We start from the raw sequence: 18,450 nt of genomic DNA on the forward strand, positions 1-18,450 counted from the left end.
TAACACATTTAATATTTTGCTAGATAAAAACAGCCAAGACAACTTAAGGCAGTGATTAATAACAACTTATAATTATGGTATACCCTTTGCATTAATACAGCTAATAACAAATTAAAAACTTTATTAAGGTAAATAAAAATGAAAAAATCACTTTTAGCTGCAGCTTTAATCGCTCCATTTTTAACAGGCTGTGTTATTGCAGTGTCAGATGGCGAAACAGAAACACATTGGGCTGGTAAAAATTCATCTAGTTGGGAAACTAAGAATAAAAATAATCGTGAAGCCATTTCAGAGCTTGCAATGGATAGTAGCTATCAATCCGTGTTAACTAAATTAAAAACACCTGACTTCACTGAATTATTAAAAAAAGGTGATGATGTTTATCAAATACTGTTTTACGTAACGCATAGCCTTCATTCTGACGGAAAAACAACGAAAGATGAATGTACTCCACTGATATTTAAAAATGACAAATTAGTCGGTATGGGCGAAAGTGCTTTGGGAATGATAAATAATTAAAAAAACCGTCACTACATTGTTATTGCCGCCTTTATTGATGGAACTTAGGTTAGGTTATTTGTAGGAGTGTGATACCAATCTGCTTATATATGGGGTCTATTTAACGTTAAGAAAATTACGCTAGAACTAGGCAAAAGTTTTTGTATTTAGGGCGTGTTGTTCTAAATAAAAAATTTTAACGACGTTATAGTGCAATTTAATTCGTTAAATTGATCAAAGATTTATGCAAGTTGGTATGGCATATACAAACCAACTTTTTCCTATTGTAAGTTCACTCAGCACGCTGGTGTTAGTTGTTATAAGATAAGAAGTAAAAGTAGTTTATTATACGCAATACAGGTCACTTAGGAGATAAAAGCTCAATTAGCGTGCAATAATTTGATTACGCCCAGCATCTTTCGCTGCATACAAACCTAAGTCAGCCTCTTCTAAAAGTGTTTGCTCAGCATACACTTTACCACTTTCAGTCGTTGCTACTCCGATACTAATAGTTATATGTTCAGCATTAAGTGACGCTTTATGTTCTATCTTCAGTGCGTTTACAGCATTTCGTAATGTGTTAGCAAATTGAATAGCCTCGTGTTTATTAACACCAGGTAACACGGCAGCAAATTCTTCTCCGCCATAACGAGCTACAAAATCACCACCGCGTTTACACTGAGCAACAAGTACTTGCGCCACTTTTTTTAAGCACTCATCACCGGCACGATGCCCATAACAATCGTTATAACGTTTAAAGTGATCTATATCCATCAGTAATACCGACAGGGGTGTGCTACCTCGTTTACTTCTGCGCCATTCACGAGATAAATTTTCATCAAGATAACGTCTATTAGGTATTTCTGTTAGGCCATCAATTGAAGCTAACATCTCAAGCAAGTCATTTTTTTGTTTAATGAGTAACTGATTACGTACTCTCACCCTGACAATTGAAGCACTAAATGGCTTAATTATATAATCCATAGCCCCCAGCTCTAAACCTTTAGATTCATCTTCATGGCTTTGATTAGCTGATATGAAAATAATGGGGATAGACTGTGTGATTGGGTTTTCTTTTAATTGCACAAGTACTTCGTAGCCATCAATACCCGGCATTACAACGTCGAGAATGATCAAATCAACCTGTGTTGTTTTCACAAAAGTCAGTGCTTTTTCACCGCTTTCAACTAAAAACACATCATGCTCACCTTTGAGTGTTTTTTCGAGCACTAAACGGTTAAGAGGATCGTCGTCAACAATTAATACCTTAGCTTTTTTCGACATCCATTGCTCCCAAGCCTTTTATAAAAACAATTACCTGCTCTAGCTGCATAATAAGCTCTTTTAACGAAATTTCAACAGACTCATTGGTTGTCTTAAACTGATGTTCACATTGTTGGGCACAAAGTGATAACCGCTTGAAGCCTAAATTGCCTGCCACACCTTTTATACTATGCACTAAGCGTACCAAATCATTTCTATTGGTACTTCCTTCTATTTGGGTGAGCTGGGTTTGGCACAAATTAGCAAACTTATCAATCATGGTTTTGAGTAATGCCTCATCAAAACTGAACTGCGTTAATGCAAATGATTCTTCAAAAAAGCTAGGTTTGGAGAGCCCTAAGTCTGCAATTGCATCAATGAGTACGTCAGCCACTACAGGCTTTGTTAAGTGTTTATTCATACCGCATTTTAATGAGCGCTCAACATCAGCTGGTTCGCAATGAGCGGTTAATGCAAAAATAGGTAATTGCTTAGTGTCAAACTGTTGGCGAATTAAAGCTGTTGCTTGACAGCCGTCAATATGCGGCATTTGTACATCCATTAAAATTAAATCAGGCTTTAAAACGCGTAATAGTTCTATTCCCTCAACGGCACTCATAGCTGTAACAACATTAGCTTTAGCTTGATGCAACACACTGCTAATAATGTCTAAGTTCAATTGGTTGTCATCAATTGCTAACACTAATAATCCCGCTATACCCCTTTTATACACCTGTTCATTCGTTACTACTATTTCACTGTTTATATTAGGCTGCGAGGCAACATCCAAATTAAGCAAGCGTTGAGCAAGTGCTGATGCTTTAACATGTTGAACTGATAGCAGCTGACTTGTTGACAAATTTAATGTGTGTTGATGGTTGATGATAACCACTGAAATTGCTTTTGAAGATAATGAATCGTTGATTGCTTGCACACTTAGTAATTTAGGTAAATCATCAGCATCTATAATTAAGTTTTCAGTTTCGGTTAACTTTATGGGATATTCTAACGCTTCCTTTAGGTCAATACTTATTAACTTCGGTAAAGCGCCCACAACACGTTGTAGCTCATAGCTTTGCTCAGATATAACGGCTAATGCATTTGCTGGTAATACGCTACTTTTTGTTGTATCCACCTGTAACAAAATACTAAAATAAAACTCACAACCATGACCTTTCTCACTATTTAATGCAATTTCACCACCCATTAGTGATACCGCATGCTTAACAATAGCGAGTCCTAATCCAACGCCTTGGTGGATCCTTGTTGATGATTCATCGCCTTGCGTGAAAGCATCAAACAAACGCCTTTGATCAGCTTTATCAATCCCGCAGCCAGTATCAATTACACGAAAACAGATAAGCTGTTGTTCAATACTTACGCTTTGTACTAAATCCATTTTTAGTACAATAGAGCCCGAGCTTGTAAACTTAACCGCATTCGTTAGTAGATTACCTAAAATTTGCTGTAAGCGGATACTATCGCATATAAAAACAGGAGCAATTAAAGGGTCTACATCAATAATAAACTCAACATTTTTATTTTCACACAGCGGCGCCGTTAAGCTATCGCAAATATCAATTAGCTCTACAATATTAAATGGCGCTAACTTAAGTTCAGCTTGCGCACTTTCTACGCGTGCAAAATCCAGCATTCGGTTAAGCATCAATAATAAACTTTGCGCAGCGTGTTTAGCCTGGCCTGTTTGTTGTAGTTGCTTTTGGGTAAGCCCCTGATCTATTAACATATCAAGTAGGCCCAATACCGCGTTAAGTGGAGTGCGTATTTCATGGCTTAAATTAGCAATAAAACGGCTTTTAGCAAGGGTTGCTCGCTCAGCATCATGCTTAGCTTTAGTTAGTGCGCTTACATCCTGTAAATGAATAACATAATAAGAAGGATCACGTTTTTCATCCCACACGAGTGATACACTCAATTGTAACCAATTGGCTAATTTCCCTTGCGCTAAGGTTAAATGGTATACCTTTTTCTTGTCGTCGAGTAACTTTGCTAAAGTGATTTTTATTTCTTGCCATTGGCTGTCGTCAAAGAGCATTTTAAGCTGCTCTCCTACTAAAACAGGATGTTCTATAAATAATTTTCTGGTCGCTTTATTAACTTGTACAATCGTGTGCTCAAGCGACAGCAGCACAACGCTATTAGCAGCAAATTCAATCGCACTTCTAAATTTAGATTCTGAAGCTTTTAAAGCGTACAACGTTTGTTGTTGCTCAGTTATATCTCGTCCTATTCCCATTGTACCCAACAAATGTTGATGCTCATTATAAAAAGGAGCTATGGTTAATTGATAGGACTTATTCTCTGTGTCTATTCGTTGTTGTACATCGTGACGGTTTTGTAGAACTTGCTTTTCTAAAACGCTAATTTGTTCATCATCATTGCTAATTTCCTCCATGCGTTTACCCACTAATGCTGTTTGCTCTTTACCTAAATACGCTTCAAATGCCTTATTACACCCTAAAAACAAACCGTCAATATTTTTAAAATAAATTAAATCGGGCACACTGTTAAGCATCGTGTTGAGTAATGCTAGGTGGCGTTCTTTTGCTTCATAGCTACGCTTTAGCTTTTCGGATTGCAGCTGCACTTGCTCATCAAGATCTTTATTAGCATTTTGCAGTGATTCCACCAGTTGCTTATTTTTAGCAAATACGCGTTTTACTTTCGAAAACCAAGGCTGCCAATTAAGAGGTATTTGATAATCTAATTGTTTATTTTGTTGTGTATCATTTTGCTCTAAATAGTGCATTAAATGCGTCATCGGTTTTATAAAAATACGCTGGCTTAACCAAAAAAACACACCAAACATAATGCTTAAAAATAGTGTTAAAAATATAAATTCTAATAATACTTCGTAACGAATAGAGTTTACTAAATTTGATTTAGGTTCGTGAAATGCAGCATGAATAGGCAAATTGCCCATTGGTTGCATAAAATAATTAGTGTTACTGGTTAATATCGTCAGTTTATTCTCCGGACCTGCGATGCTTGGCCAATAGGTTTTTAGATCAATGGCTTCGTCAATTAGATTTTTTGAGCTGGCAATAATGTGATGGAACTGATTCATAAATACATATTCACCGTGGTTAGGTGATACTTTTTTTAGCCAAGTAGACATTGCCTGCACATCGTAAATTAAAATAATGTAATCGCTTGAACCAAGTTCTCGCTGACGGCCTATAGCAAAATAAGCTTTACCATCTATATTAATTATTGGGCTTGATGAAAGGTTATTTGGAGAAAACTCGGGTTTAAATTGCCCGTCTAAAATTTCGGTTAATAAAAAGCTTTTACTTTTATTACGCCTTGCCACATATGCAATACCACGCTCATCCACATAAGCGACTGCTGAAAGTGACTGCATCAGCGAAAGCGTCGTATTAAAAGAAGGGCCTAACGCGACTAATTGCTGCCACTGTAAAAGCTCACGAGTAGAAAGTGAAAAATCTCCTTTACCAACAATTTCAGTGCCTTGGTTTATAAAATGACGGTAGTAGTAACCATCATACTGGCTAATACCTTCAAGAAGAGTGCTATTTAATTGATTATAAGGAGGCAGTTCGTACAGTGTAAACATCGTAGTAAGTAAGTCACTTGCCGCTTGCATGCCATGACTTACTTGTGCAGATACATTGATAAAATCGGCTTCGCGCTTTTCAACAATGCGTTCAAGCTTAATATTATATAAATGTAAGCATAATAAAAGAGCTACAACTAATGGAACCAAAAGCGCAACAAATAAAGAACGATAATAATGTTTAAGAGGTAAAAAATTCAACGTACTGCCTGCGTTATGGCTCGAAAATCAATCGATAGACTATCGAGCCAATTTGTTAAGCGCAAGTTATAAATTTTCTTCTGCAAATGACGCTAAGCGACTACGTACAACCCCGTTAAGGTTTATCGTTGCACTGCCCTCAAAGTTTTTAAAACGCTCTACTATGTACGTTAAGCCCGAAGTCACCGGTGTTAGGTAGTTACTGTCTATTTGCGCCAAGTTACCCGTACAAATTAATTTAGTACCTTCGCCGCAGCGAGTAATAATCGTTTTAAGTTGAGATGCCGTTAAATTTTGGCTCTCATCTAAAATTACCACCGCATTTTGAATGCTACGCCCACGCATAAAGTTAACCGATTTAAACTGCACATTGGCTTTTTCCATAATGTAGTTTCGGCTTGATATCGGATTTTCGTCGCCTTTGTGCAATACCTCCAGCGTATCGGTAATGGCTGCAAGCCATGGCGCCATTTTCTCCTCTTCTGTGCCGGGTAAAAAACCAATGGACTCTGCTATTTCAGGGGTATTACGGGTGACTATTACTTTATCGTAAATACCTTTTTCGATGACCATTTCAAGGGCACTGGCAAGTGCTAACAAGGTTTTACCACACCCCGCAGGGCCGGTTAAAATAACAAGTTCAATACTTGTATCCAGCAGTGCATCAAGCGCCATACCTTGATAAATGTTTTTAGGTTTAACACCCCATGCTTGTTGATGCATTAAACGCTCAACGCCAATATCTTTTAGCGTTATGTGCTCGTCATCGTACGATTTAACGCGCGCCGCAAACTGATCCCCTCCATCAAGTAAATATTCATTACAAAATACATCAGGTATTAAGTTTTTAGGCACATGATGAAACGTATCGCGCCCATGCTGCTCAGTATTACACTCCCCTACATGCTCCCAAACATCCCCTTCAATTTTTTTATAACCACTAGTAAGCAGGCTTATATCGTCAATAAGTTGGTCGGTGCGGTAATCCTCAACATATTTAAGCCCGGCGCCTTTGGCTTTTAGGCGCATATTTATGTCTTTTGTAACAAGTATTACTTTTGAATCACTGTGCTGCTTTTGTAAGTACACGGCGCAATTAATAATACGATGGTCGTTTTCGTTACCTGGTAAACCAGAAATGGAGTCGGCAAATAAATGATCGTTTACAATAATGAGGGTACCTGCAGAGCTCGCTTTTGCCTTTTTGTTACTCGGCAGCGCCACGCCTTGTAGCATTTGTTCAGGCGTTGCATTTTTAAGTACTTCATCTAATCCACGAATAGCGACGCGCGCATCACGACTTACATCGTGTTTTCTGTCTTTTATGTGGTCAAGCTCTTCAAGCACCGTCATTGGGATAACAACGTCATGTTCTTGAAAAGACAAATAAGCGAGTGGTTCGTGAAGTAGTACGTTGGTATCTAGCACATACATTTTACTTTCAAGGTTCGAAGCTTTTTCCATAGCACTTTCCTTACGTTTTATGATTTTTATGCTATACCAAAATAACTAAGTAAAACGGGCAAAACTTAAACCTGCAATACTTAATTGCTAAGGCATAATGTAAGTTTAGTCTATTTGTCATAAAAGTCCGTTTTATTACAAACTGTAATTAGTTTTGATTTACCTAAAAAAGAGTCATAAACAAGCTGTTTTAATAGTAATAATTAACACTTACAAAATTAATTAAAAGTGAGCCAAATAGCGCCTTGCAGTGGTGTTAGCTTACAGGTAACATAGCCGCCTTTTTCATCATAGACGAGACATACATGAATTTTTCCTTAGGTCAGCGTTGGATCAGTGATACAGAGTCAGATTTAGGATTAGGCACCGTTGTTGCCATTGAAGGCCGTCAGGTCAGCATATTATTTCCTGCCAGTGGTGAGAGCCGTGTTTATTCTAGTGCAGAAGCACCTGTTACCCGTGTGGCATTTAATCCTGGCGATGTGATCAAAAGCGTTGAAGAATGGGAATTAGAAGTAGAGTCTATTGAAGTACAAGGCGAGTTACTTTGTTATCACGGCACCCGTGTTGATAACGGCGAAACAGCCAAGTTAAAAGAAACCTTTTTAGATCATTTTATTAAGTTTAATAAACCACAAGATCGTTTATTTGCAGGCCAAGTAGATCGTTTTGATCGCTACACACTTCGCTACCAAACGTGGTTACATAAATTTGAACGTGAACAATCGCCTATTAAAGGCTTAATTGGTCAGCGTGCTAATCTTATTCCGCACCAGCTTTATATTGCCCAAGAAGTGGGTAAACGTTTTGCACCACGCGTACTTTTATCAGATGAAGTAGGCCTTGGTAAAACAATTGAAGCGGGCATGATACTACATCAACAAATTATTAGTGGCCGTGCGAGTCGCGTACTTATTGTGGTTCCTGAAAACTTACAGCACCAATGGTTAGTAGAAATGCTACGCCGCTTTAACTTACGTTTTTCTATTTTTGATGAAGAGCGCTGCGACGAAGCGTTTGCAGATTCTCCAAACGTGTTTGATACAGAGCAACTAGTACTTACCAGCCTTGAGTTTTTAACCAAGAAAAAACGTTGGTTTGAACAAGCAACACTTGCTGATTGGGATCTTTTAGTAATAGATGAAGCCCATCATCTAAGCATCAATAACGGCAAGCCAAGCTCAGAGTACCAACGTATGGCAGAGCTTAGCCAAGATATTCCTGGCCTTATTTTGCTTACAGCAACGCCTGATCAACTTGGTCACAGCAGTCACTTTGCGCGTTTACAATTACTCGATCCGGATCGTTTTTACGACTACGACGTGTTTAAAGAAGAAGAAGCAAATTATAAAGACGTAGCGCAAGCGGCAAATCAATTACTGCAAGAGCAAGCTCTGGACGACGCAGCCAAAGCCACGCTAATTGAGTTATTAAAAGAAACCGACATTACTGATATTCTTGAAAAAGCACAGCAAGGTGATTTACCAGCGCGTAAAGAAATACTTAACATGCTACTCGATCGCCACGGCACAGGTCGTATATTATTCAGAAATAGCCGCAGCGGCATTGACGGCTACCCAAGCCGTAAATTACACGCCTACCCAATGGCACTGCCAAAACAGTATAAAACGGCTATGTCGGTTCTTGGTAACATGGGCGGCATTCAAAACCCTGAACTAAGTGCACACCGTGCTCTGTTTCCTGAAAAAATATTCCAAGAGTTTGAAGGCGAAAGCGCAAGCTGGGGTTTATTCGATCCACGTGTAGATTGGTTAATCGACACCCTTAAAACACTTAAGCGCGAAAAAGTACTGCTTATATGTGCTAAAGCTGAAACAGCTATCAGCCTTGAGCAAATACTGCGTGAACGTGAAGCTATTAAAGCGTCGGTATTCCACGAAGGTATGTCTATTATTGAGCGTGACCGCGCTGCTGCATTTTTTGCAGACGAGTACGATAATGCACAAATATTACTGTGTTCAGAAATTGGCTCAGAAGGTCGTAATTTCCAGTTCTCGCATCACTTAGTACTGTTTGATTTACCACTGAACCCTGATTTACTAGAGCAACGTATTGGTCGATTAGACCGTATAGGTCAAACGCAAGATGTGAACATTCATGTGCCATATTTTGAAAACACCGCTCAAGAAGTATTGCTACGTTGGTACAACGAAGGTCTAGATGCATTCGAATCTACATCAACAACGGGTCAAATGCTTTATAAAGAGTTCCGTGATGACTTACTTGAATATATTTCTGCGCATAACTGCGATGAAGACGAACTCGATCCATTACTTGAGCAAGTAGCACAACAAAATGCGGTACTGCGTAAAAAAATGGAAAGCGGACGAGATCGTTTACTAGAGCTACATTCATCGGGTCAAGGTGCTGCCGATTCACTTGTAGCTGATATCGAAAAACTCGATAACCAGTTTGAGTTGCCAAGCTACATGATCAACGTGTTTGATACATTTGGCATAAGCCAAGAAGATAAAGGCGAAAACACCATTATCTTAAAGCCAACTGAGCATATGTTAAGCGCCTCATTCCCATCGCTTAAAGACGATGGCATGACGGTTACCTTTGATCGCGACACAGCTCTTTCGCAAGAAGACGTACACTTTATTAGTTGGGATCACCCAATGGTGCAAGGCACCATGGATATGATTTGTGACGACGACTTTGGTAGCGCATCGGTGGCTTTACTTAAAAACAAAAAGTTACCGCCTGGTACCTTTTTTGTTGAGCTTATTTTTGTTGCAGAAGCAATGGCACCAAAAGTATTGCAAGTTGGTCGCTTTTTACCGCCTACACCAATTCGTATATTGCTTGATAAAGCAGGCAATAACTTAGGTGAGAATGTGGCTTTTGAAGGCTTTAATCAGCAGCTATCAGCCGTTGGCCGCCAAACAGCCAGTAAACTTGCGGGAGCACTGCAAAGCGCTGTTCACCCTATGATCACAACCGCTAAAGATATGGCACAAGAAAAACTTGAAGTTATTCGTGCAGCGTCGCTTGTTAAAATGCAAACATCACTCAGTGAAGAGCAAGAGCGACTTGTTGCCCTTAAGCAAATTAACCCGAATATTCGCCAAGAAGAAATAACGTTTTACGATAAGCAACGCAACGACCTAACTACGTATATTGAAAAAACGCAGTTACAACTTGATGCCATTCGCTTAATTGTTGTTTCGCACTAAGGTTTCAGAAAAGACTGCTAATAAGCGTAAGTTAAATAAAAGTGCGGTATTTATATCGCACTTTTTTTCATAAAAATACATCTAAAACACAGTAACTATTCCGTCACTAGACTCACAATCTATATTAACTAGAAGCTAATACCTCCAATATTTTCGCTTATGTTCACGTCGAGATATTGCATTGCATCATGTAAATTTAAAATCAATTGGCTGACTGAGATTGCAAGCTTTTGGATATCATCCCTTGAAATATAATGAGCTTTTCCATCTTTTGTCTTTCCACTTCGATGAACACAATCATGCCTGATAAGTATTGCAGTCTCAAAATATCTCCTTTCATTTACTATCAGCTTTTGAAGATCAATATCTAATACATTCATATATATTTTACTAACTACCCCGAGATTATGATAAAGAATTTCTGATAATCTACTGGTGACTATATCTTCTAATAAATTAGGTTTTTGAATAATAAGCTTAAGAGAGTACGTCTCATTTTTAAGCTTTTCCGAAGTAAGAATGAACTTTTTTATATACTCATCTGAACTGAGTACATGACACCTTAATGCATCACCAAAGTAAGTCTCCAACGTAATGATACATTGAGTATAAAACAGTCTATTAAAATAAGTATTATTGACATAGTTTTCTGATAAAAGATGATAGGTTAATTGCTCTAAGTTAAATACGGCACTTTTAAATACAGCTTGATACTCACTTTCTCCTTCTCCTAGCTTATAGCTTATAGCTTATAGCTTATAGCCATCATTTAGGTGATAATCAAAATTTAAAGAGTGAGGATCTTTACTTACATGCACCTGAGAAGGATTGTCACAGTTAGTGCAATTAAGAATTTCTAATTGGTGCTCAACCTCCCCGTCAATAGCAAGAGGTAAGTCATTATTAGAATCGGGCTCATGACTATTTAATTGACCACATCGACTGCAATAAAATTCTATATTTCCATACATGAAACATCCTTTGCTTGGTATCCAGATTAAATTTTCACAACCACTCTTGTGTATTTTGTCCACCCAAAATAGCCATAATTTCTACATTTTCTTCGGTAACCCTGTAATAAATACTGTCTGAACCACAGACTGCTCGCCGATAACCCTTACGTATATGCTCAACTGATTGGTAGAAATAAGGGTTTGCTGCTAGTTTTTCAAACATAGTAAAAAAAGCATAAAAATAATTATCTGCTTGCTGTTGTGAATATTCATCACAGCCGTACTGGTAAATGCGACGTAAATCTTCTTTAGCATCGTTTGAAAGCTTGTATGTACGCATTACTTCGTGCTTGATTTGAATTCTGCTAGCATTTCATCTGCAGATTGAGTGCTAAAGCCACTTTGCTCAGACTTTACAAGCTTACTATTTATTACCTCAGCTCTTCGAGCACGCCTGATCAGGTCGTTTACCAGTTCACTTTTATTTGCGTAATCACCCACGTTTTCAACGTGATTACGCAGCCATAAATCATTTTGCTCAGTAAGCGAAATACTTTGTCTAGCCATAACATTAAACCTTGCTTGCAATAGTTGGTGTAATTTTACACCAGAACAAAAAACACGCAATAAATTTTTCCCTTGAGCCTTCAGCCTCGCTCCACTAAAATAGCGCCCTTAAAAATCATTAAGGCAGGCTGTGTTAGTTAACTATAATCCCCCAATGAGCCCGTATTTAACAATACTTTTCCAAGACGACGATTTGCTCATCGTTAATAAGCCAAGCGAGTTATTAACCGTCCCGGGTAAAGATCCTAAACACGCCGACAGCTTAATTAACCGTGTTAATCGTGTTTTTCCAACAGCTAAAATAGTCCACCGTTTAGATATGGCAACATCAGGCATACTTTGCCTTGCTATGAATAAAGCAGCGCACAGGCATTTAAGTATGCAGTTTCAAGAACGCGAAACAGCTAAGCGTTATATTGCACGTGTATTTGGGCAGCTTGAGGTCGATACGGGAACCGTGGATCTGCCGCTTATCTGTGATTGGCCTAATCGCCCTAAACAAATGGTTGATCACGAAAATGGTAAGCCATCGCTTACGCACTTTAAAATACTTGAGCGCGAAGCCGATGCTACCCGTGTAGAGCTAACGCCAATAACTGGGCGCTCACATCAGTTACGTGTACATATGCTAAGTTTAGGACATCCTATTTTAGGTGATAGGCTCTATGCCCATAAAGACGCACTTGCCGCAGCTCCTCGCTTACAATTACACGCACAAATGCTGAAGTTGAAGCACCCTACAACAGAGCAAATACTTACATTTGAAGCCGAACCTGAGTTTTAATCATTGCATTAATGATTATTAAGCCATAGTGCTAAACTTTTACCGTACTACGCCGATACCTAATTAGTATTCATTATTTGAGCTTCTTATGGTATCTGCGCAGTTTTTAAAAAGTATACTTAACGTATTACTGATGTGTACGCTATTTTTAAGCATACAGGTAACAGCTGCAGAGCATATTGCCCCTCCTACATTATCAAGTATTGAAAACAACGATATTGAACGCTTGCTTCCAAATGACGAAATAAAATCAATACTTGCAGGTGAAACCGAGTTTTTGAGTTTATACAGCGAATATATGAGCGCCGACTTTAGAGGTGTTGTATTACTTATACCCGACTGGCAATCAGTGCCAACAAACAATGCTGGCATGAGTTTTTTACGAAAAGAACTTAATAACTTAGGCTATACCACTTACGCAATGACGGTACCCGACATAGACTGGCAAGCCAGCAAAAAACCAGACTCATCAACAGAAATGCCTGCAGAAACAACGACACCTGATGCAGCTACAAGCACAGAGCCTGCGACTGCAGATATGAAGAAAAATGCAGAACCTCATTATGTTAATGCTTTAGAAAAAGTGACTAATGAGGTACTCGACAATTATAAAATAAATCTGATTGCTCGCTTTAATGCGCTATACCAAACTGCAATGCAAGAGCCAGGTAACGTAGTGGTTATTGCACAAGGTACCAGTGCTGGCGTATTACTTGAGCACTATGCCGACTTTCCAGAACAGAGAGTAGATGCATTTATAAGTTTAAGCAGTTACTTACCTAATACTAAACGTAATAAAGATTTGAGCCAAACAACATCACTTGTTACGCCAGCTTTACTCGATATTTACTATGCTAATGACAGCAATGATATTTTAATGAGCCTTAAAAATCGCCAACGCTGGGTTAACCGAAATGCTAAATTTGATTATCGCCAACGCCAGCTGTTTGGCCTGCGCGATCAACCAGATCAACACGCACGCCTTACAAAAGAAATAGACGGCTTTTTACGCCGCCTTTTTTAAATATTCATAAGCCGCTTGAATATCTTGGCTCTTTTTAACTGCAAGCTCCATCATGTGTTTTGGTAAACCTTGCGATACCAATTTATCTGGGTGATGTTGGGACATAAGTTTACGGTACGCTACTTTTATCTCACGCTCAGTCACACCATCATTAAGCCCTAATAACGCCAATGCCTGTGTACGATTCATATTATTATTGGGTGGGACATGATGACCCGAGCCTTCACGGTAGCTGCTACTTTGCCCTTGGCTTTGTTGCTGTTGATTAAAGCGCTGTTGTTGCTTTCTAAAGTTAAATTCTGCTTGATAGCGTTTTAATACAAATGCAAAATGCGTTTTCGAAATCCCTAACTGCTTACTTACCTCTGCTAACAATTGCTTTTCTTGTTCGGCTAACACCCCATCAGAGAATGCCATTTGAATTTGTATTTCTAAAAACAATTGCATCAAGTCGTTTCGCTTAGCAAAGCGTTCTTTAAAGTCGTGCACGGTTTCTTTAAGTGAGAAGTCGCCCTCTTTACCCGACTGAAAAGCCTGCTGTGCTTCGCGGCGCTCTTCGCCTTTCAAACCCATTTCATCCATAAACAAGTTGGCGGCTTTTATATGCACTTCGCTAACTCTGCCATTCGATTTAGCAATATGTCCCATTACGGCAAAACAGCTCGAAAAGAACAAAGCTTGGCGCTCGTTTACATCTGCATCGTTAAACAAGCTTGAAAAGCCACCCGCTTTATCAAAGTTACTTTTTAAGCTTTTATCAAATAAATGGCCAAGGTATAAACCTAAAATGGCACCAAAAATTTTGCCAAACATAAAGCCAAAACAAAAACCGAGTATTTTTCCCCACATTTATAATGCTGCCTTTTTAAAAAATTTAGTTAATGCGCCGCAAGGCGTTTGTTTAAGTCATTTAAACGTTCGGGTGTACCTATATCATCCCACTGACCAATATAAAGCTCAGTAGAGATTACATGCTTACTTAGCTTTTCACGTAAAATAGGCCCTAAAGGACGCCTCCCTTGCGTTAACCCTTTGAAAAAATCAGCCTGATACCGACTGATCCCTGAGAATGTATACTTTTGACTCTCTGGCGATAAATGACTTAATGCAAAATCACCATCTGGATTATGTGGTGGGTTTTGTATTAGCACAATATGCGCCTCACCCGCTTGCAAATGCAGCTGCATTAGCGCACTTACATCATAATCGGTATATACATCGCCATTAACTACAATGAAAGACTCTCCAAGCAGAGGTAGCGCCTGAATAATACCGCCAGCAGTTTCAAGACCACCTTCAACTTCTTGACTGTAAAGTATGTTTACCCCAAATTGACTGCCATCGTTAAAGTAATCTTTTATTTTATCACCTTGCCAAGCGAGGTTTATTACAATATCGGTAATTCCGGCAGCTTTGAGGTTATTTATATGATGCTCAATAAGTGGTTTTTCTGCTACTTTTAACATTGGTTTTGGCATATGCTGTGTTAGCGGCATCATCCTCTGCCCGCGTCCTGCGGCTAAAATCAACGCTTTCATGTGCGCTCCTTTGCTAACTTTTCAGTCACTTTTGGCACTATGGTATGTTTAGTCCAATCACTCAATGCTTTAAGCTCGGGATAATTAGCAGCCACTTCAATAATATAATCAAGTGTGGGTAAAATATTATCTAAATAACCTGTTTTCCCGTCGCGTAAATATAATCGACAAAATATACCAGCTGCTTTTAAGTGGCGCTGAATACCGGTTAAATCAAACCAATATTTAAACTCATCAAATGAGGTATTAACCATTAAATTTTGAGCAGTGAACTCGCTATAAGCAAAATCAAGCAAGCTTGTTAGCTCTTTTGCCGGAAGTTTAAAATAGCAATCTCGAAGCAGCGATACTAAATCGTAACAAAGCGGACCACGTACCGCATCTTGATAATCTATAATCGCCCACAGGCCATTACTATTCATAATATTTCGACTGTGATAATCACGGTGCACGGTTACTGTAGGCTGCACAAGCATAGCCTGAGTGAGTAACTCACAGCTTGTTTGCCACATAGCTTGATACGCTGCAGTTGGGGATTCATCTATAAAGTCGTTTACTAACCACTGACTAAATATATCGAGCTCAAGTTTTATAAAGTCTTTATTGTAAGCTTGCATAACAGCTGAGGGTGGTGTTTTTGCCCATTGAGCACTTAAACTTATTAAAGCTTTGTAATACTCAATACGATTTTCATCATCTAGCATATCAGCCAAATGCTTACTGCCTAAATCACTTAGTATAAAAAAGCCTTGCTGCTCGTCGCTAGCAATTATTTTTGGAAGTAAAAAGCCTTGCTCGGTAAATACCTTATTAAGTGATATATAAGGCGCGTTATTTACTTTTTGGGGTTCTGAATCCATCACAATAAAATGCTCATTACTGCACGTTAAACGGTAATAGCGACGGAAACTAGCATCCCCTGTTATCGCACTTAACAAAGTAGGCTGCGTATTAAAGTGTGTGTTTATAAATTGTTGTAAATTATCAAAGCGTGTCATTTTATAAGATATCTATTTTTAACTAAGTTAATTAGGTCAATTACTGTATTTGCCATTATTTTCCTTTATTATGTGTAAATTATATTTAATCACAAAGCATTAAGGTCAATAAATGAGCAAAACCTGGGGCATATTGATGCTAAGCGTAGTTAGCGCACCATCGCTTGCCGAAACTGAACTGACGCACAACCTTTGTGGCATTTCAATGCAAACCAGAGCTTGGCAACCACTTCCAGGCCTTGAGCTTGGTACTGTTGATATTAAAGCTGATGATGTAGAGCTCCTCGGCACTCAAAGTGCTGAATTTACCGGCAATGTTGATATTAACACCGTTAATATGAGTTTGTCCGCACAAACTGCGTTGATAGATAAACAGCGTGGTTTATTAAATGCAACCGGACCAATTACTTATCGTGACACAATTAGCCAAATAAGCAGCAAAGGGCTAAACGCCGATTTAAGCAACTCAGAAATTAGCCTACTTGGTGCAGATTACAGTTTAACCGATCAACAAGGTAAAGGTGGTGCAGAAAAGCTGACCGTGAATGATTCTGGCTTAGTGCTCATGAATGCAAGCTTTACTGCTTGTCCTGGTCAAAGCCCTGTATGGGAAATAGAAGCAGACGAAATTAATTTATCCCGCGAGGAAGGCTGGGGTGAAACTCACAATGCGATACTAAGAATTCTTGATACACCTGTTTTATATTTGCCTTATTTTACATTTGCACTCGATGAACGTCGTAAATCAGGATTACTAAAGCCTAATATTTCCAGCTCAGATCGCTATGGTATTGAAACAATTACACCTTATTACTGGAACATAGCGCCAAATTTTGATGCCACTATTACCCCGCGCTATATGTCTCGTAAAGGCTTGCAACTGCAAACAGAGTTTCGGTACTTAACTGAGCAACATGAAGGTTTGGTCGGTGTAGAGTACTTAAATAAAGACGATTCAGAGCCAACTCTTGATTCACGTTATATGTTTCATTGGCAACAAAGAAGTTATTTAGGTGAGAGCTGGCGAGCTAATGTAGATATTACCAACGTAAGTGATGACAATTACATTACTGATCTTGATTCTAACTATGCAAATAAAACCGATACCCAACTTTACCGAACTGGCGCACTAACACACTTAGGTGAGACATGGCGTACAGATATTAAAGTGCAAAACTTTGAAGTACTCGGTGATCACTTAGAATCATATACCGCTATACCTCAAATCAACTTTACTCAAACAGCCCCATGGCGTATTGATAATTTTGATTTTACAGTTTCTGGCGAAATCAGTCATTTTACTAACGACTCAGCCATTATAGATCAAGCAACGCGAGTGCATTTAGAGCCTAAAGCTAGCTTTGATTACAAACAACATGCATGGTCGTTTTTATCTGAAGTAAGTTTATTGCAAACAAATTATAAACAACATGGTGATTTAGATGGCACGCAATACAGCGAAAGCGTATCACGTACAATCCCTAAAGTTCGTTTATATTCTCAACTAAATTTTGAACGTAATACATCATCTTTTATTGAAGATGGTATTCAAACTTTGGAGCCTCAAGTTCAGTATTTATATACCCCCAATAAAGACCAATCTGATATTGGGTTATTCGATACAACTAAGCTACAAGACGATTACTATGGCTTATTTAGAGACACTCGATTTTCGGGTGTTGACCGTATTGCCGCTGCAAACCAATTTACATTGGGTGCAACAACGCGTTTGTTTGATAAAAAACAAGAAGAAGTGTTTAACTTTAGCGCTGGACAAATATTTTATTTAAGTGACTCATCTAAACCAACAGAGCAAGGTTTAAACTCAGACACTAATTATAATGCACTATTTGCAGCCCAAACCATGTTACATTGGCATCGACGTTGGTATCTTGCTGGAGGTATTCAATACGATACAGATGGTAAACAAATGGTTCAGTCAAATGTAACACTTGATTACAAAGGTGATAATAATCAGCTAGTACAATTGAACCATCGCTATGCAAATGATGTCTCAGGAAATACAATCGAGCAAGCGGGTGTATTTACAAGTATTCCCATTAGTGACGAATGGCAATTTATTGCAAGCTATCATCGAGATCTTGAAAATAACAGAAGTATCGAAATATTGAGCGGATTACAGTATGAATCATGCTGTTGGGCATTCCAAATTACTGGTCATCGCCAAATCGAAACTGACTTAAATCAGTCAATAGGACAAGAACAAGCAACTTTTGACTCAAGTATTGGTTTTAATTTTGTATTAAAAGGACTGGGTAGTAAAAGCCGCTATGATGCACAAAAACTATTACAACAAGGTATTTTTGGCTATCGTAGACCGTATTTTCTTAGTAACTAGTAT

14 protein-coding genes are annotated in these 18,450 nt (G+C 38.6%); 5 read left to right on the forward strand and 9 right to left on the reverse strand.

Annotation, left to right across the window (positions count from 1 at the left end):
* Positions 1-138: 138 nt before the first annotated feature.
* Entirely contained in the window at positions 139-519 is a 381-nt protein-coding gene (locus DC53_RS19320) for a DUF3192 domain-containing protein (RefSeq protein ID WP_007376540.1), read from the forward strand.
* 363 nt (positions 520-882) lie between these two features.
* On the opposite strand, the gene DC53_RS19315 is transcribed toward DC53_RS19320, so the two are convergent.
* The 3 genes from DC53_RS19315 to DC53_RS19305 all read right to left on the reverse strand — a co-directional run bounded on the left by DC53_RS19315 (position 883) and on the right by DC53_RS19305 (position 7,024).
* Complete coding sequence (locus tag DC53_RS19315) at positions 883-1,782, reverse strand: diguanylate cyclase (protein WP_007376541.1); 900 nt, start codon at positions 1,780-1,782, stop codon at positions 883-885.
* Complete coding sequence (locus DC53_RS19310) at positions 1,766-5,560, reverse strand: PAS domain-containing hybrid sensor histidine kinase/response regulator (RefSeq protein ID WP_033028337.1); 3,795 nt, start codon at positions 5,558-5,560, stop codon at positions 1,766-1,768. The genes DC53_RS19315 and DC53_RS19310 overlap by 17 nt, the downstream gene beginning before the upstream one ends.
* Positions 5,561-5,626: 66 nt before the next feature.
* Entirely contained in the window at positions 5,627-7,024 is a 1,398-nt protein-coding gene (locus tag DC53_RS19305; protein WP_033028338.1) for a PhoH family protein, read from the reverse strand.
* Between the two features lie 305 nt (positions 7,025-7,329).
* On the opposite strand from DC53_RS19305, the gene rapA reads away from it, so the two are divergent.
* Positions 7,330-10,224 carry an RNA polymerase-associated protein RapA gene (gene rapA / locus DC53_RS19300; protein ID WP_033028339.1) on the forward strand — a complete coding sequence of 965 codons (2,895 nt, stop codon included), beginning with the start codon at positions 7,330-7,332 and terminating at the stop codon, positions 10,222-10,224.
* Between the two features lie 749 nt (positions 10,225-10,973).
* Here the strand turns inward: rapA and DC53_RS19290 are convergent.
* The 3 genes from DC53_RS19290 to DC53_RS19280 are packed head-to-tail and all read right to left on the reverse strand — an operon-like array spanning position 10,974 to position 11,744.
* Positions 10,974-11,195, reverse strand: coding sequence for a hypothetical protein (locus DC53_RS19290; RefSeq protein ID WP_033028341.1), 222 nt, complete (start codon positions 11,193-11,195; stop codon positions 10,974-10,976).
* Positions 11,196-11,229: 34 nt separating this feature from the next.
* Positions 11,230-11,517 carry a type II toxin-antitoxin system RelE/ParE family toxin gene (locus DC53_RS19285; protein WP_008136603.1) on the reverse strand — a complete coding sequence of 96 codons (288 nt, stop codon included), beginning with the start codon at positions 11,515-11,517 and terminating at the stop codon, positions 11,230-11,232.
* Entirely contained in the window at positions 11,517-11,744 is a 228-nt protein-coding gene (locus DC53_RS19280; protein ID WP_033028362.1) for a ribbon-helix-helix domain-containing protein, read from the reverse strand. Before DC53_RS19280 ends, DC53_RS19285 begins: the two co-directional genes overlap by 1 nt.
* A 130-nt stretch (positions 11,745-11,874) precedes the next feature.
* Between DC53_RS19280 and rluA the strand changes: the two genes are divergently transcribed.
* Together rluA and DC53_RS19270 are read left to right on the forward strand one after the other, a co-directional pair.
* A complete protein-coding gene (gene rluA / locus DC53_RS19275) occupies positions 11,875-12,528 on the forward strand; it encodes a bifunctional tRNA pseudouridine(32) synthase/23S rRNA pseudouridine(746) synthase RluA (RefSeq protein WP_033028342.1) in 654 nt (217 codons plus the stop codon).
* 133 nt (positions 12,529-12,661) lie between these two features.
* Positions 12,662-13,552 (forward strand): DUF3530 family protein, encoded by an 891-nt coding sequence (locus DC53_RS19270; protein ID WP_420892167.1) that lies wholly within the window; start codon positions 12,662-12,664, stop codon positions 13,550-13,552.
* Here the strand turns inward: DC53_RS19270 and djlA are convergent.
* From djlA to DC53_RS19255, 3 genes are read right to left on the reverse strand one after another with little or no spacing between them, the layout of a single operon-like run.
* Positions 13,535-14,401 (reverse strand): co-chaperone DjlA, encoded by an 867-nt coding sequence (gene djlA / locus DC53_RS19265; protein WP_033028344.1) that lies wholly within the window; start codon positions 14,399-14,401, stop codon positions 13,535-13,537. The two genes, DC53_RS19270 and djlA, sit on opposite strands and share 18 nt — an antisense overlap.
* A 29-nt stretch (positions 14,402-14,430) precedes the next feature.
* A complete protein-coding gene (gene murU, locus DC53_RS19260) occupies positions 14,431-15,090 on the reverse strand; it encodes an N-acetylmuramate alpha-1-phosphate uridylyltransferase MurU (protein ID WP_033028345.1) in 660 nt (219 codons plus the stop codon).
* Positions 15,087-16,088 (reverse strand): aminoglycoside phosphotransferase family protein, encoded by a 1,002-nt coding sequence (locus DC53_RS19255; RefSeq protein WP_033028346.1) that lies wholly within the window; start codon positions 16,086-16,088, stop codon positions 15,087-15,089. The genes murU and DC53_RS19255 overlap by 4 nt, the downstream gene beginning before the upstream one ends.
* 112 nt (positions 16,089-16,200) lie before the next feature.
* On the opposite strand from DC53_RS19255, the gene lptD reads away from it, so the two are divergent.
* Positions 16,201-18,447, forward strand: a complete 2,247-nt coding sequence (lptD, locus tag DC53_RS19250) for an LPS assembly protein LptD (protein ID WP_033028347.1) — start codon at positions 16,201-16,203, stop codon at positions 18,445-18,447.
* Positions 18,448-18,450 lie beyond the last annotated feature (3 nt).

It is taken from the genome of Pseudoalteromonas fuliginea (genome assembly GCF_000690055.1).
In the GTDB taxonomy this organism is placed as follows: Bacteria; Pseudomonadota; Gammaproteobacteria; order Enterobacterales; family Alteromonadaceae; genus Pseudoalteromonas; species Pseudoalteromonas fuliginea.

Bases quoted from the DNA above. Each gene is read 5' to 3' on its own strand.
- DC53_RS19320 (WP_007376540.1), top strand. From the start codon at position 139: ATGAAAAAATCACTTTTAGCTGCAGCTTTAATCGCTCCATTTTTAACA.
- DC53_RS19315 (WP_007376541.1), bottom strand. From the start codon at position 1,782: ATGTCGAAAAAAGCTAAGGTATTAATTGTTGACGACGATCCTCTTAAC.
- DC53_RS19305 (WP_033028338.1), bottom strand. From the start codon at position 7,024: ATGGAAAAAGCTTCGAACCTTGAAAGTAAAATGTATGTGCTAGATACC.
- rapA (WP_033028339.1), top strand. From the start codon at position 7,330: ATGAATTTTTCCTTAGGTCAGCGTTGGATCAGTGATACAGAGTCAGAT.
- DC53_RS19290 (WP_033028341.1), bottom strand. From the start codon at position 11,195: ATGTATGGAAATATAGAATTTTATTGCAGTCGATGTGGTCAATTAAAT.
- DC53_RS19285 (WP_008136603.1), bottom strand. From the start codon at position 11,517: ATGCGTACATACAAGCTTTCAAACGATGCTAAAGAAGATTTACGTCGC.
- DC53_RS19280 (WP_033028362.1), bottom strand. From the start codon at position 11,744: ATGGCTAGACAAAGTATTTCGCTTACTGAGCAAAATGATTTATGGCTG.
- DC53_RS19270 (WP_420892167.1), top strand. From the start codon at position 12,662: ATGTGTACGCTATTTTTAAGCATACAGGTAACAGCTGCAGAGCATATT.
- djlA (WP_033028344.1), bottom strand. From the start codon at position 14,401: ATGTGGGGAAAAATACTCGGTTTTTGTTTTGGCTTTATGTTTGGCAAA.
- murU (WP_033028345.1), bottom strand. From the start codon at position 15,090: ATGAAAGCGTTGATTTTAGCCGCAGGACGCGGGCAGAGGATGATGCCG.
- DC53_RS19255 (WP_033028346.1), bottom strand. From the start codon at position 16,088: ATGACACGCTTTGATAATTTACAACAATTTATAAACACACACTTTAAT.
- lptD (WP_033028347.1), top strand. From the start codon at position 16,201: ATGAGCAAAACCTGGGGCATATTGATGCTAAGCGTAGTTAGCGCACCA.